The 13,999-nt window shown below is 51.1% G+C and carries 9 protein-coding genes; 4 read left to right on the top strand and 5 right to left on the bottom strand.

Features of this window, described 5'->3' with window-relative positions; translation table 11 throughout:
- Positions 1-11: 11 nt before the first annotated feature.
- Genes J3P35_RS01960 through J3P35_RS01970 form a run of 3 tightly spaced genes read right to left on the bottom strand, consistent with a single transcriptional unit; the run spans position 12 to position 5,880 of the window.
- Positions 12-1,265 carry a hypothetical protein gene (locus tag J3P35_RS01960; RefSeq protein WP_210462555.1) on the bottom strand — a complete coding sequence of 418 codons (1,254 nt, stop codon included), beginning with the start codon at positions 1,263-1,265 and terminating at the stop codon, positions 12-14.
- A 34-nt stretch (positions 1,266-1,299) separates the two neighbouring features.
- Entirely contained in the window at positions 1,300-2,769 is a 1,470-nt protein-coding gene (locus J3P35_RS01965) for a SusD/RagB family nutrient-binding outer membrane lipoprotein (protein WP_210462556.1), read from the bottom strand.
- Positions 2,770-2,787: 18 nt separating this feature from the next.
- Positions 2,788-5,880, bottom strand: coding sequence for a SusC/RagA family TonB-linked outer membrane protein (locus tag J3P35_RS01970; protein ID WP_210462558.1), 3,093 nt, complete (start codon positions 5,878-5,880; stop codon positions 2,788-2,790).
- A gap of 600 nt (positions 5,881-6,480) precedes the next feature.
- Here J3P35_RS01970 and J3P35_RS01975 point away from each other — a divergent pair.
- The 3 genes from J3P35_RS01975 (at position 6,481) to J3P35_RS01985 (ending at position 8,766) form a co-directional block, all read left to right on the top strand.
- Complete coding sequence (locus J3P35_RS01975) at positions 6,481-7,656, top strand: acyltransferase family protein (RefSeq protein ID WP_246849907.1); 1,176 nt, start codon at positions 6,481-6,483, stop codon at positions 7,654-7,656.
- A 147-nt stretch (positions 7,657-7,803) separates the two neighbouring features.
- Entirely contained in the window at positions 7,804-8,196 is a 393-nt protein-coding gene (locus J3P35_RS01980; protein WP_210462560.1) for a diacylglycerol kinase, read from the top strand.
- A gap of 84 nt (positions 8,197-8,280) precedes the next feature.
- Positions 8,281-8,766, top strand: coding sequence for a DinB family protein (locus J3P35_RS01985; protein WP_210462562.1), 486 nt, complete (start codon positions 8,281-8,283; stop codon positions 8,764-8,766).
- A gap of 114 nt (positions 8,767-8,880) precedes the next feature.
- Here J3P35_RS01985 and J3P35_RS01990 read toward each other — a convergent pair whose 3' ends face one another.
- Both J3P35_RS01990 and J3P35_RS01995 read right to left on the bottom strand, forming a co-directional pair.
- Complete coding sequence (locus J3P35_RS01990; protein ID WP_246849908.1) at positions 8,881-9,648, bottom strand: DUF4382 domain-containing protein; 768 nt, start codon at positions 9,646-9,648, stop codon at positions 8,881-8,883.
- Positions 9,649-9,822: 174 nt separating this feature from the next.
- Positions 9,823-12,840 carry an AsmA family protein gene (locus tag J3P35_RS01995; protein ID WP_210462565.1) on the bottom strand — a complete coding sequence of 1,006 codons (3,018 nt, stop codon included), beginning with the start codon at positions 12,838-12,840 and terminating at the stop codon, positions 9,823-9,825.
- Positions 12,841-12,885: 45 nt separating this feature from the next.
- On the opposite strand from J3P35_RS01995, the gene J3P35_RS02000 reads away from it, so the two are divergent.
- Positions 12,886-13,962: a PorP/SprF family type IX secretion system membrane protein gene (locus J3P35_RS02000; protein ID WP_210462567.1), complete on the top strand. Its 1,077-nt coding sequence runs from the start codon at positions 12,886-12,888 to the stop codon at positions 13,960-13,962.
- Positions 13,963-13,999: the final 37 nt, after the last annotated feature.

Here is a 13,999-nt window from a genome sequence, read left to right on the forward strand (position 1 = left end):
TTTAGTATTCATTATGGTTGCAGGTACTTGTACTCTAACGTAGCGGTGGTCTGGTTATCGGCGCCGGCTCTGTTGATGCCGGTTACCTTGAAGATCACGTAGTTGTTCGTATCCACCAATTTAGCGATGTACACGTCACCCACTACCAGGTCAGCAATGGAAGTCACTACCTGGCTTGGCGTGGCCGCAGAAGCCGTGTAATACGCCTGGCGTACGCTGTTCACAGTAGCGCTGTTGTACACGGCAGCCGTGGTTTTCACAAAAGCGGTCTTGTTCTCGGCTTTCACCGCAAACTTGTTGCTTCCTACGCTGGTCACTGTGATATCCTTGTTCGTGGTGGCAGTCTCGGTTCCTACATTAGCTCTTCCCACAAAGTTGAAGGAAGTGGCAGCAGCATCACCGTTGATCCCGATGGTAGCGGTAGCAGTTCCCGTGAAAGGAGTGGCCGCCACAATGCTCACCGGTGCCGAAGAAACAGAAGCAGCGTTCTTAGGAGAAACCGCTTTCGCCTCGAAACGGAAAACCACATCCTGACCAACGGCGTTGGCCGGAACCTTCACATCCACGTTTCTAGTAAGCGCGGCGCCAGATTTGGTCAACCCGATTCTGTCAATTCTAGTCTCTGGGTTGGTGCCCACGGTAGCGTACACGTTCAAGCTGTCCAGGTCCTTGAACAGGATGGCAGAAGCAGAAGTAGTAGCAGTAGCGGAAGTTACGCCACCCTCGTTCAGCACCAATTCGTAACGGATCACATCATTGGCAGTGTTGGCTCCGGCCGTCACGGCAGAACGGTGCGCTACGCTTTTGATCTTGATGGTAGGCGTAGCCTCGGCTATTCTGAAAGATGCGCTTCTGGTTTTAGAGGCATTGTTGAACCCAATGGCTTTGGCATCTAACCGCACGGTGGCTTTGTTAGCTAAGCCTGCAGGTACCACGTACTCCACCACCAGGGTATCGGCTCTCTTGATCTTTGAGAAAGCGCCCTGGGCCGGAAGTGTTCTCACCACGGAGGAGTCCTGGTTATCAAACTTCTGCAGGAGCACAATTTCCTTTACATCAGATTTGTTGTACACCAACTCCAGTTTCACGGTCTCACCGGCCGCGTACTTGGCAGCTACCGGCAGTGTACCGGTAGCTTGGAAAATCTGGAAAGAGTCTTCAGTGATTTTGTAGGGTGGCTCGTAATCTTCTTCACACGATGTCAAAGACAAACATGTGAAAGCTATAGCAGGCAGGGCCAGGTATTTATTAAAAATGCTTTTCATATCTTCTTTAGATTAAGTCCTTTACTTCTACCTACTATTGCTGATCCCACCAAACTGGGATGGTCACATAATCCTGGGCACCCCAGCCCATTCTGGCTACTTCAGTTGGGTTAAACTGCGTCTCAGTTTGGGCAGGAGGGAGGCGACGAACTACTTTACCGTTCAGCAGGGCGTTCACGCCGGTTGGCATCTGGAAACCTGGGTAGATGGTAGGATCGAAATCAAATCTGCGCATGTCTGACCAGGACTCTGGGTTCAGGAACATGGCAATGTACTTCTGCTCCATGATGTTCTTCAGGGTCAGGGTAGTCTCGCTCTGGGCTACGGCCGCGCTGGCCATGTACGTAGCTTGGGCAGCCGCAGCTACTCCCAGCTTGGTCATGTGCGCAGTTATACCGGCTTTGTAAGCGGTAAAGGCACGGGTTTTGTCACCCTTCCGGAAAGCAGCTTCTGCCTCAATGAAACGCATCTCAGCATTGGTCACCATCGGGAAAGGGCTGTTGTCTGTAGAGTAGTAACCGCCATAGATATCTGTGGCAGCAAGGGCTGGCGAAGAACCAGCGCCTGGTACGGCTCCGTTGCTCAGGGTTGGGGAGATGATAGGGAAACGAGGATCATCAGCCGCGGTGGCATCACCCAGCAAGGTGGTTCCGTTCAGCAGGTTCACGAACATTTTGCCAAAGGTATAGCTGGCAAAGTTTGCTCTGGTAGGCCCGAAGATGCTGGTAGTGGCAGACTCCACGCTGGTAGGTTGTCTGTAGCCCAGCATGGCGTCATCGGCGTTGGATTTGATTCCTTTGTCAATGGCGGCCAGAACGGCATCTGGATTGTAATTGGCTTTCTTGGTCAAGTGGTTCAGCTGACGAGCCTTAATAGAGTTCACCAGTTTGATCCATTTGCTTACATCACCCTGGTACAGGATATCGCCGCTTACCGGGTTAGCGGTATAGAACGGGCGCTTGTTCTCCGTGGCAGGCTTAGAGAACTCCACCTCAGCCTCATCCAACAAGGTAAGGATGGTAGAATAGATCTGCTCCTGCGGATCATACTTAGGCGCAATGTTGGTGTATCCTTGCCACGCCTCGGTGTAAGGAACATCGCCCAGCATATCGGTCAGGTGGGCCATGATGATCGCTTTCATGGCTTTGCCAGCTCCTACATAATAAGGAGAACCCTCAGCCGCCGCTGACTCCATCATGGGGCCAATGTTGCTACCCACCAGGTAATAGGTGTTGTTGAAGGTAGAGGTAGAGTTACTTGGCGTGAAGAAGTACTGGTCAGTGGTGATGTTGGCCGTTCTACCGGCAATGTTCTGCGTGATCTGCCCCACTCTCAGCTCAGACAGAAGCTGCACCTGCAGACCGTTGCCAATGATGCTTGGCAGCAGGTAATTAGGCGTAGTGGAAACCGGGTTGTTTGGATCTTCATTGACATCCAAAAAATTGTCGCAGGAGGTAAGCCCTAAGCCTACCACTGCGCAAAAACCTATGATAAATTTTTTCATGATTTGAGTCTCAATAAACTAGAAGGATAATTTCACGCCGAAGTCAACACCTTTGGTACCTGGCACGCTTCCGTAGTCGAAGCCACCGGAACCACCACCACGAACACCCGCTCCGGCAGAAGCTGTTTCTGGGTCAGATCCTGAATATTTGGTCAAAAGGACGAGGTTACGGCCCGTCACGTTCAGTTCCACGTTTTTGAAAGGAATGCGTCCGAAAGCTGATTTAGGCAATTTGTAGGCCAGGGTCACGTAACGCAGACGGATCCAGGAAGCGTCTTCAATGAAGTCATCACCTACCACAGACATGATGTTACGGTAGTAGCTCTCTGTCAATTCTACTTCTCTGGTGTTAGGCACGTAGGTTACTTTTCCATCGGCACCGGTCACGGCTACCACACCTGGGAACACAGCTTTTTTATAACGGTCCAACGTACGGGTGCTCAAACCGCTGTTTACCAGGGTAGCCTCGTTACCGTTCACCACCACGCCGCCTTTGCGGATATCAGTCAGGAAAGAAAGCGACAGGTTGTTGTAGTTGAAGGTGTTGGTGATTTGCAGGGTATAGTCTGGGGCGCGGTCACCGGCATACGTGAATTTCTGGTCCACAAAGGTTGGGTAACCAGCGGCGCTGATGATCATCTGGCCGTCTGGAGCACGCTCATACTGCATGGCGCTCAGGCCGCTCAAAGAACCACCTTGGAACACACCACCTCTAGCGAAGCCTACAATCCAGGCATCTGATTGGTAAATCTCAGTTAATGGATAAGGGATGCTTACTACTTTGCTTCTGTTGCGGGCGAAGTTGGCTACTACATCCCAGGCAAAGCCACCTTTCTGGATAGCCGTTCCTGACAAGATTGCCTCAACCCCTTTGTTCTCTACGGTTCCGCCGTTCACGTACTGCAGAATGAAACCAGAAGCCTGGCTCAGACGCGGCGCGATGATCTGGTCAACGGTTCTGTCATTATAATAAGTAACGTTGAAACGCAGGTTGTTTTTAGAGAAGTTGAAGTCCAGGCCAGTCTCAAAGGAGTTCTTGGTCTCTGGCTTCAGCTCTGGGTTACCACCGAAGAAGTTGTTCCGGAAACCACCGCCCAGGAAGGTGTTGTTGGTCAACGGAGAAGTAACGCGGTAAGGAGGAGAATCTTTACCTACCTGCGCGTAAGAGATGTTGAATTTACCAAACTTCAGGAAAGAGCCTGAGCTAAGCGGCAGGTGCTCTGTGAACACGTAACCCAAGCTGGCAGAACCGTAGGCGAAAGAACGATTTTTCACCGGAAGGGTAGAAGACCAGTCATTACGGCCCTGCAATTCCAGGAACAGGAAGTTGTCATAGTCAAAGCTTACCCGACCAAACGCCCCAATCAAACGACGCAGGGAGTTCCGCTGAATCACGCTGCGGTTGGTGGTGTTGTTCAGGCCCACAAAGTCTGGATTCTGGAAAATCAGACCTAAGTAGTCAACGCCTTTGGTCTCGGTTTGCTCAACGGTGTTACCCAATACCAAGCCCACGCCAAATTTCTCAGTGATGTTCTTGTTGGCGGTTACCACAAAGTTAGAGGTGTACTGCTGGAACTGGTTCACAGAGATAGCCAGACCACCAGATTGGTTGTTAGGCAAAGAAGTACCTGGAGAACGCACACTCTGGGTACGCTCGGTGTACACATCGGTACCAACGCGGTAGTTGATCTTTAACCATTTAGTAGGATCCAAGGTGATGCCTACGTTACCAATGATACGGTCGGTACGATCGGTCTGCGGGTTTTTGTTAACCGTGAAGTAAGGGTTGTCAATGTCACCGGTTACGCTCTCTAACAGTCTACGGCGTGAACCGTCTGGGTTTTGCCAGTCAGACATGTTGTCGTTTAGCGGCCAGTTAAAGATACTTACCAGGAAACCACCGGTTCCGCCAAACAGACCCGGGCCTTGCAACGCTCTTTTACCGCTTGTCTGTAAGTAGTTGGCAGATCCGTCAAATGAAAGCTTGTCGTTGAATTTAGCTGTACCAGACACCCGCACCGAGTTCTTCTCATACTCGGTCTCAGGCACCACCCCACCCTGGTCTAAGTGGTTTGCGGAGATATAGAAACTGGTTTTCTCTGAGCCGCCCGAGATGCTCAGGTTGTGGTTCATCTTAAAGCCGGTCTGGAAGAAATCTTCCACGTTGTTGTAGACAGGTTGCCCTTCCTGGAACTTAGGTCCCCAAGATCTGCGGGTAGTAGCGTCAAACACCCCGTTGGTTCCCTGCTGGTACACCTGCTGCACTTCAGGCAGTCTGTTTACCTGGTCCATTGAGAAAAGACCGTTGTAGGTGATAGAGGTCTGACCAGCCACGCCTTTTTTGGTAGTGATGATCACGGCACCGTTACCGGCACGCAGACCATATAACGCTGCCGCGGCAGGTCCTTTCAACACGGTGATAGAAGCAATGTCATCTGGGTTGATGTCACCGGCGCGGTTAGAGGCACCCACCGAGCGACCCAACATCCCGTTGAAACCGCTACCGGCACCGGGCGCAGTTGACTCCTGGAACGAGGAGTTGTCTACCGGAATACCGTCAATCACAAATAAAGGCTGGTTGTCACCGTCAATAGAAGAACCCCCTCTGATAACGATGCTGGAGCCTTCGCCGGCACCCCCGCCGGAACTAGTGATGTTCACCCCGGCCACTTTCCCTTGCAGGGCGTTCACCACGTTCTGCTGACGAGACTCTTCCAGGGCCGCACCGCTTACCTCTTGCACGGCATAGTTGATGCTCTTCCGCTCCTGGGCAATGTTGAAACCGGTTACTACCACTTCCTCCAAAGCCTTGGAATCTGAAACCAGCACAATGTTGATGGTATTGTCTACGCCAATGGTGCGCTCCTGCGGAACCATACCAATGAAACTGAACACTAACACGCTACCCGGCGCCGCCTGGATAGAGTATCTACCCTCGGCATCGGTGGAGACACCGTTGGAGGACCCTTTTACTACCACACTCACGCCGGGCATGGCGGAGTTGTCTTCAGAAGAGGTGACCCTTCCGGTAATGGTTCTGCTTTGGGCAAAACCCGCCTGCGCAATGCAGATGCACAGGGCAAATAGAATTAGCCGTAACATTATTCTCATAAATAAGGATTTAGGGGTGTACTGATTGTTGTTGTTGATCTGCGGAATTCTGAGAAAGTGAATAAATCAATGTATGGAGATAGATGGTAAGTAGGTAAACCTTGGCATAAACCACTGATTGGCAAGGCAGGCGCAAAATTATAGATTTGCTAAAAACTTACTCTTCTTTAAGCCGCAATTTATTTTTTTCATCAAAAATTGCTTTGTTTAGGATGAAGTTTTCAGAAAAGGCCCTTAAAACGATAATTTAACCAGTTTACCTAAGTATAGGGTAGAGTCTATATGAAATTTGATTGGAAAATTATAAAAAACCTGGCAAAGCATCACTAGCAATTGTAAGTATTTTTAATTTAAAGCCGGCACGTGTTAATTTTTGTTTTTGATTAATGAAGACTTTCTTAAATAATTTACTAACACAAATGAAAGGACCCAGCTAAATACTTAAATTAGTGCCTTTCCACCTATCTTGGTCTCAGGCCGCAGATTTCCCTGCATTTCTGGCGTAAAACTGGTAAAATCTGCTATCTTGTCTTTTACAAAGTTCTGTGAACCTGCGCCTTAGCTAATCATCTTATTTTCCCACCTCTGATATCATCTTCTATGAATACAATCTCTACTTCAACATCGGCGCCAGCGGAAATGATCTCGCAAGAGGCCTTGACGAAACCCGATAAAACAAGGCTCAGGTCTCTGGATGTTTTCAGGGGAATCACGGTGCTGAGCATGATTCTGGTAAATAACCCGGGCAATTGGGGCAAGATCTACGCTCCGCTCAAGCACGCAGAATGGCACGGATGCACCCCCACCGATCTGGTGTTTCCGTTTTTCCTTTTTATAGTGGGTGTGTCTATTGCCTATGCCTTGTCCGGCGCCAAACAGCGTCCTGAGCAGCATACGGCTACCATCTTCCGGATTATAAGGCGCGGACTTACCCTGTTTGCCCTGGGTCTGTTTCTGGCCCTCTTTCCCAAATTTGACTTCGAAACGGTCCGGATACCAGGGGTATTGGCGCGCATTGGGGTGGTTTTCATCATCGCGGCCATTATCTTCCTTAAAACTGAGCGCCGTACCCAGATTCTGATTGCCGCTTTTCTGTTGATAGGGTATTGGGCCCTGATGATGTTTGCCCCGGTGCCCGGCATAGGGGAGGCCAACCTGCAACCTAGCACTAATCTGGCCGCCTGGCTGGACAACAAACTGCTACCCGGCCACCTCTGGAAATCAACCAAGGTCTGGGACCCGGAAGGCATTCTAAGTACATTCCCGGCGGTGGCTACTGCGCTATCAGGGGTGTTGGTAGGGCAGTGGCTCAGGAAGAAAGACGATCCCGGAAACAAAATAGCCTGGCTTATGGTGTGGGGTGTGATCTGTACCTGCCTGGGGCTCATCTGGGACCTACACTTTCCTATCAATAAAAGTATCTGGACCAGTTCCTTTGTGCTGTACACCTCGGGGTTAGCTATGCTGGGCTTAGGGCTGTGCTACTGGCTTATTGACGTGAAAGGCTATAGAAGATTCACCACGCCTTTTCTGGTGTATGGCGTGAACGCCATCACTGTTTTCTTTCTCTCCGGACTTCTGCCCAGAATCCTGTCCATGATCAAGATAGACACGCCGGCCGGTGAGGTAGACAGCAAGACATTCCTCTACGAGTCTTTCTACACGCCGTACCTGAGCCCCATCAATGCCTCATTGGCCTGGGCCATCACCTGGATTCTCTTCTTCATGGTGTTGCTCTATGCCATGTACCGGAAGAACATCATCATCAAAGTATGATCAATTCCTTAGTCAATTGGCAAGCCTACACTTTTTTGCGGCCATTTTTGTGTAAATGGCCTTAAAACGCAGTTAGATGTTCATTCACTTCAGGTGATGGAGAATAGAAATTGCACCTGCCCGGCTTGCCTTGCGTAAGTACCCAAGATGGAACCACAACAACCCACCTTTTTTAGAAGACGCCTGAACAGTTTCGGGTATGCTTTGAAGGGAATCACGGCGGCTTTCCGGTCTGAGATCAACCTGCGGTGGCACGTGCTGTCTGCCGGGGCGGCGGTGACGGCCGGGTTTTACTTTGGACTGACTACCGTAGAATGGGTTATTGTCATCTTCTGCATCGGGCTGGTCTGGATGGCCGAGCTCTTTAACACGGCCTTGGAGGTGGTGGTGAACCTGGTATCGCCGGAACGGCATCCGCTGGCGGGCAAAGCCAAAGACATTGCGGCGGGAGCCGTGCTTATTGCTTCTATTACCGCTGCGCTGGCGGGGCTTTTGGTATTCTTGCCTTACGTGTGGGCCCTGTTGCAAAAGTATACGTAAACATTCTTTCTAACCGTCACGTTTACTACTTTTGCCCAAACCGGAGCGGCAGAAAGCCTCCCTGTACCCCTAATTACCTGCCCCATGACTACTAACGACGTACTTAGAAACCTCACCGAATACAACATCTGGGCGAACTGGCGCGTGCTCAAAAGCTTTGACCGCATTGAGGGAGACCTCCCTGATTACGCGCAACTCATGTTCAGCCACGTCCTGAACGCCCAGGCCATCTGGATTGCCCGGATCACCGGCACCAAGAGCCCGGTTACCGTGCTGCAGCGCCATAGCCTGGCTGAGCTGCACCAACTGCATGAGCAGACCTCGGCGAAACTGGCGGAGCTGTATGACCAAGCCGATGACGCTGAGCTGAACCGCACCATTGAATACACCAACACCCAAGGCAAAGCATACTCCACCAAAGTGCAGGACATCCTTACCCACGCCATCAACCACGCAACCTACCACCGCGGTCAGGTTGCCCGTGAGCTGCGTTTGGCCGGGCATGAGCCCATCAACTCAGACTACGTAACCTACGTGCGCATTCGCTACGGCCAGGACCTGGAGATTTGATCCAATCCTGTTTTCAGGTTAATTTCTTAAAATGACCCTTTAAACAGATCATGATACAAAAATGAAGAGGGGAGCCTATGATGGGCTCCCCTCTTCATTTTGCTGCTTTTCTTTCTAGTTAAGGTCTACCGCCGGAACATCGGTGATGCTGTTATTGGTGACCGTGATGTTGGTGAGTTCTTTGTTCTGGTAAGGGGCGGTGGTGCTGAACTGCAATTTGTAGGTTCCCGCCGGGATGCCCTTGATCAGGTAGCGGCCTGCGTCATCGGCGAAACCCCCTATGGTGTCATTGGCGGCGGAGATCACCAGAATGCCGGGCTTGGCGGCGGCTGGGGTCACGGTGCCTCTGATACCACCCGCGATGGCTTGCGCATACGTGCGGATAACCGGCTTCAGGTTGTATTGGCCGCTGTTCCCACGTGGAACAATTGACTTGGCCGCATCAAAGTCTAACAGTAATCTATAGGTTACATCGGCCACCAGGTCTGCGTTGATCTGCAGTTTCAGACCCGAGGTCTGGCCGCTGGGGGTGGTAAGCGGGCGGATAGTGGTCTCACCTTTCAGTTTGAGGGAGTTGTTGTTTCCCAGCACTAACCTGATTTGGGAAATACGTCCAGCAGGCAGGTTGGCGCTGGCGAGCAGTGTATCGCGGCCGTTGGCGAAGTCCAGAAGGTTGTATACGCCAGGATGAATGGTCTCCAGGGTTTCCCAACCAGCCTCATCATCGTTGGCTTCGCGGTGGATCTGCACGGAGCGGATATCCACGTTTACTTCTTCATAACCTCCAGGAGCATCGGTTAGGCGTACCTCCATGCGGGAAGAACCGGCCGGGTCATTTTCATCTGAACAAGCGGCAAACCCTACAGCTGCCGTCCACAGCATTCCAAATAGCAATCGTTTTTTCATAATAAAAAGGTGAGTAGGAACAAGACCACCCATTTTGGCGGCCGCCACCTTATACGCAAGACTGGCGGAGAGTTGCTACACAATAATAGAGCCGTTTTTAGCCTATTCTAAGAAAAACGGCTAAAAACGGCTCTATTTATATGGTTATTCTTACTGTTTCTTGGTGGTATCTGCTGGTGTTGAAGTAGTTGGCTTTCTTGGAGCTAAAAGTTTGTTCAGCCTTGACTTGGCCTCGGCTTTGAGCTTTTGCTCCGCTTCCTGGCGCTTCTGCTCCAGTTCCTGCCGGGCCTTAAGTTCCATTTCCTGCTGCTTTCTAGCCAATTCAACTTTGAGGCTGTCTTTGTTCGTGGGCACGTTCACGTTGTATTTCTCTTTCACGCCTTCCAGTTTGCTGGTGACCACCTGCTTCACCAGCGAAGAGGCCTCGGCTTTGAGGCTGCTGCCTTTCAGGGCCACGGCCGGGTCATTGTAGTTTCCGGTCACGCCCAGTTGCAGCGTTACCCGCTCCAGGCCATTGAGGTTCTGTACCCCCGTGAGGCTGGTGATCTTGCCGGCCAAAGCGTTGCCTACCTTACCGGAAGGAACATCCATAGCCACCACGTAGTCTACCTTTCCGCTCACGTTGTTGGTGCCGCCCACGGTCATCTTGATATCGCCCACTGCAAAATCAAACGGCTTCACCACTAGGTTACCGCCCACGATCTCAGCCGCGAAACCCCGGTTCTTTAGGGTGAAGTTCTGCACTTCCTTCAGGTTGGTCAGCTGGCTGATTTTGGCTAGCGCTTGCACGTTGGCAACCACGGCTTCTACCACTTCAATCATGCCTTTTCCTGTAAGAGAACTCATCACCGGCATCATGTCACTGCCTAGTTCTCCACTGAAATTAAACTTAGAAGAAAACTCGCCCTTCAACAGTTTGGCAATGGGCGCAAGGCGCTGAATGGTATTAAATGAGTTAAAGGACTCTTGAAAATCAAGGTTCTTGATGTCCAGCCCGAAGGAGAATTTAGGGTGGATAAGGTCTCTGGAGTCATAGGAACCGGTAGTGGAAAACTGCCCGCCCAACGTGTTGAAAGAAACATCTTCCAGCCTGGCAATCTGGTCTTTAAGACTCACTTTACCCTTCACATTCTGCAGCTTGAGGTTATCATAGATAACGGTTCCGGCCTGGGTTGTCAACACCATATCCAGGTTGGCTGGTACCTGTACCACGCCTTGCGCTTGCTGGGTTGAGGCGGGCACCGTTTGGCCGGTATGCTCATCTACCATCCATTCGTTCACATTGAAACTGTTGGACCGCAGGGAGAAATTGCCGCGCAAAGGCTGGTTCTCTGAAAACAGGTAGCCCATGTAGTTAGAGACGGTGCCGTCCATCTGCACATCGCTCTTGCCCAGGAAACCATCAAGCCCTTGGAGCGCCACCTTCTCATTGTTGAAAGTAGCCTTGGCCGAGTTGATGCGCATGCCCTGGGGCAGATCAATGCTCTTGTAATTCAGTTTGGCAATCTGCACGGTGCCGCTGGCTTGTACATTTCCATAACGGCCGGCGTCTACATCGGTCATCTTGCCTTTGGCCAGGATATTTCCGTTTAGACGTCCGCTGAGGGTGGTGCCTTCAATAGGAATGATCTTGGTGAGTTTGGTCAGATCCAGCACGCCTCTGATGTCGGCATCGAACTGCGGTTGGGCCAGGTTCTTAATGGACACGCGTCCTTCCAGCGGTTCTTTGTCAAGCAGCATCTTGAAGCGGGAAACCTGAATATCCGTATCGGCGGCGTTGCCGGTGCGGTTCACTACGGTGGAGGTAACGTTCACCTGCTCCAGTGGGGCCGGGAACTCAGAAGACTTCACGTAACCGTTGGTGAGGTTGAGCGCGGCGGTAACCACCGGCATGTGGTTCTCAAAGTACACGCCCTTAGCATTGGCATCTATATCCAGCAAGCCGCGCAGGGTAGTACCTTCTAATGGGAATACTTTGGTCACTTCGGCTAAGTCTAATTTGGCCTTCAGGTTACCATCTATCTTCATCGGCTCCAGGCCATCAATGACTACGCGGCCATCTACCGGGTTCTTGCCTAGGTCCAGATGCAGTTTGCGCACATCTACCAAGGTGTGGTCTATGTTACCGTCGGCGTTCTTCACGCTCATGTCAATGTTGATGTTCTTGGCGGCCTGCGGAAGGTCTGGGTACTGGAAGGTTCCGTTGTTCACTTTAAGATCTACCCCGAAACCCGGCATAGAAGTCTCGTTGAAAATCCCTTTCACGTAACCGTTGAACGCTACCTTGCCATCGGTCTTCACGTCCTTGAACTTATCAGTGAACACGCCGGGCACCAGGGAGAAGATGTTTTTAAAATCGGTCTCCAGGGCCTTAAAAGTTAAATCCAGGTTGATGTCATCGGTAGGCATGGCAATGGAGCCGGCCATACCCAGGGCAAAATCATTGATCCGGAAGTTATTGTCTTTAAAGGTGTACTTCATGTTGGCCAGGTCCATGGCCATGGTCACATCGGCGTCCAGTTTCTTGTTCTCAATGTAGTTCACGCCGCCGTAGGTCATGGTGAAGCGCTCTGCTTGCGTCTTGGTCTCCATATCGAAGACGTCTTTGGCCAGGTCACCGCTGCCGGTGTGCTGCACATTGTAGGCGTTTACCCCAAACGGAATGCTCAGGTCCTGGTACACAATCTGGCCGTTGTTGATTTTCCATTCCTCAATACCCATCTTGAAATCTGTGGTGTCTTGGGCCTCTGGGGTGGCGGCGGTGTCTGGGATGAAGATGTCCCAGTTGGCTTTCCCGCTTTTGAGCACCAGCAGCTTGAGGCGCGGCTCATCCATCTGCACCGAGTTGATCTCAATCTGGTCGCCTGAGATGACGCTCATCAGGTCCAGGCCCAGGTTGAAATCAGGCAGGTAGGCGAGGGTGTCGCGCTGGAAAGAATCTTTGCCCACAATAGTGAGTTCTTTCACGCTTAGGCCCAGGTCTGGGAATGTGCGAAACAGTGACAGACTTACGTTATTTGTTTCGTATAAGACGCGGGCGTTAATACTTTTGGCAATCTCCTTATCCAGGCGCTCTTTAATCTTATCTTTGAAGAAGATAGGGATGAGAGCAGCTGCGGCCAGCAATACCACAATAAATACTGCCAGACCTATAAATACTTTCCTCATGTTAGTAATGATGTGTTTTCAGCTTGTAAGTTTAGGTATTTTCAGATGAATATACGCTTACATGGGTTCCTGCAATTTGTGTGCCGCGGGTGTATGCGGTGGCAAGGTGGATCGGCAAGATTAGCGGTACTGGTTTCTTCTTTGCTCTTTTTGTCTCATGGAGCCTTGGCGCAGGAAAGCACCAGCACCCTGCCGTATGCCCACCGTTTATTTCTTAACCCGGCTTTCACGGGATTATTGTCTGACTACAGCATTACGGCAGGCCACCGGTCACAATGGACAGGGGTCAATGGCGGCTACAGCACCCAATGGGCCAGCGGAGAATACCGTTTTTCCCAGAACAAAAATGCGGTAGGTGCCACTTTCATGGCAGACAAGGCCCCGGCAGGCGGGTACCAGAAAATACAGGCCGGCCTGCTGTACGCGTACCATACTAAATTAAAGGAAAAGTTGGATTTAAGTGCCGGCATGCAGGTGGGCTATGGTTCTCAGAAGCCGTCTGCCAACGGACTCATCTTTGAAGACCAGCTAAACTCCAATGGCACGGTCACCAACCCCACCGCCGAGACCTTTGGATTGGACAGAACCTCTTACCTCACTTTATCTGGCGGGCTGCTGCTGTTCACGCCGCAGTTCTGGTTGGGCGTCTCGGGGCACCATTTGAATAATCCCAAAGTAGGGGAGATGTCGGCCAGTACCGCGGCTCCGGTTCTGCAATTTCAGACGGGTTACAAGTTCTACGTGAGGAGCTATTTCAACCGTGATCGGTTTGAGGAAATCAGCTTTATTCCCACAGTTTCCTACACGCACCAGCGCAGCTTTAACCGCTTAGACGCAACTATTTATGCCAATATCACACCTGTTACGTTAGGGTTGGGAACCACCTTGTTGCCAGGCGCAAAAAATACTTCAATTGCAAGCACTATTCAGGGGATAGTTGGCGTTACACATAAAGGATTTAAAATAGGATATGCGTACCGGCATCCGCTTGCGGCCAGCCCGGTAGCCATAGGCCCTACGCACGAGCTCGTTCTTTCCTTTGAGAAAGTGGATTACTTGAAGATTTTTAAAAGGTCTGGGTCAGACAAGAAATACAATCGGATTTCTTGCCCGGCATTCTAATTTTCTATATTATTGCGTGTTAAAAGCCACATTTGAT

The sequence above is a fragment of the Rufibacter roseolus genome, assembly GCF_017916365.1.
GTDB classification, from domain to species: Bacteria; Bacteroidota; Bacteroidia; order Cytophagales; family Hymenobacteraceae; genus Nibribacter; species Nibribacter roseolus.

Bases quoted from the DNA above. Each gene is read 5' to 3' on its own strand.
- J3P35_RS01995 (WP_210462565.1), bottom strand. From the start codon at position 12,840: ATGAGGAAAGTATTTATAGGTCTGGCAGTATTTATTGTGGTATTGCTG.
- J3P35_RS01960 (WP_210462555.1), bottom strand. From the start codon at position 1,265: ATGAAAAGCATTTTTAATAAATACCTGGCCCTGCCTGCTATAGCTTTC.
- J3P35_RS01975 (WP_246849907.1), top strand. From the start codon at position 6,481: ATGAATACAATCTCTACTTCAACATCGGCGCCAGCGGAAATGATCTCG.
- J3P35_RS01965 (WP_210462556.1), bottom strand. From the start codon at position 2,769: ATGAAAAAATTTATCATAGGTTTTTGCGCAGTGGTAGGCTTAGGGCTT.
- J3P35_RS01985 (WP_210462562.1), top strand. From the start codon at position 8,281: ATGACTACTAACGACGTACTTAGAAACCTCACCGAATACAACATCTGG.
- J3P35_RS02000 (WP_210462567.1), top strand. From the start codon at position 12,886: ATGAATATACGCTTACATGGGTTCCTGCAATTTGTGTGCCGCGGGTGT.
- J3P35_RS01990 (WP_246849908.1), bottom strand. From the start codon at position 9,648: ATGCTGTGGACGGCAGCTGTAGGGTTTGCCGCTTGTTCAGATGAAAAT.
- J3P35_RS01970 (WP_210462558.1), bottom strand. From the start codon at position 5,880: ATGAGAATAATGTTACGGCTAATTCTATTTGCCCTGTGCATCTGCATT.
- J3P35_RS01980 (WP_210462560.1), top strand. From the start codon at position 7,804: ATGGAACCACAACAACCCACCTTTTTTAGAAGACGCCTGAACAGTTTC.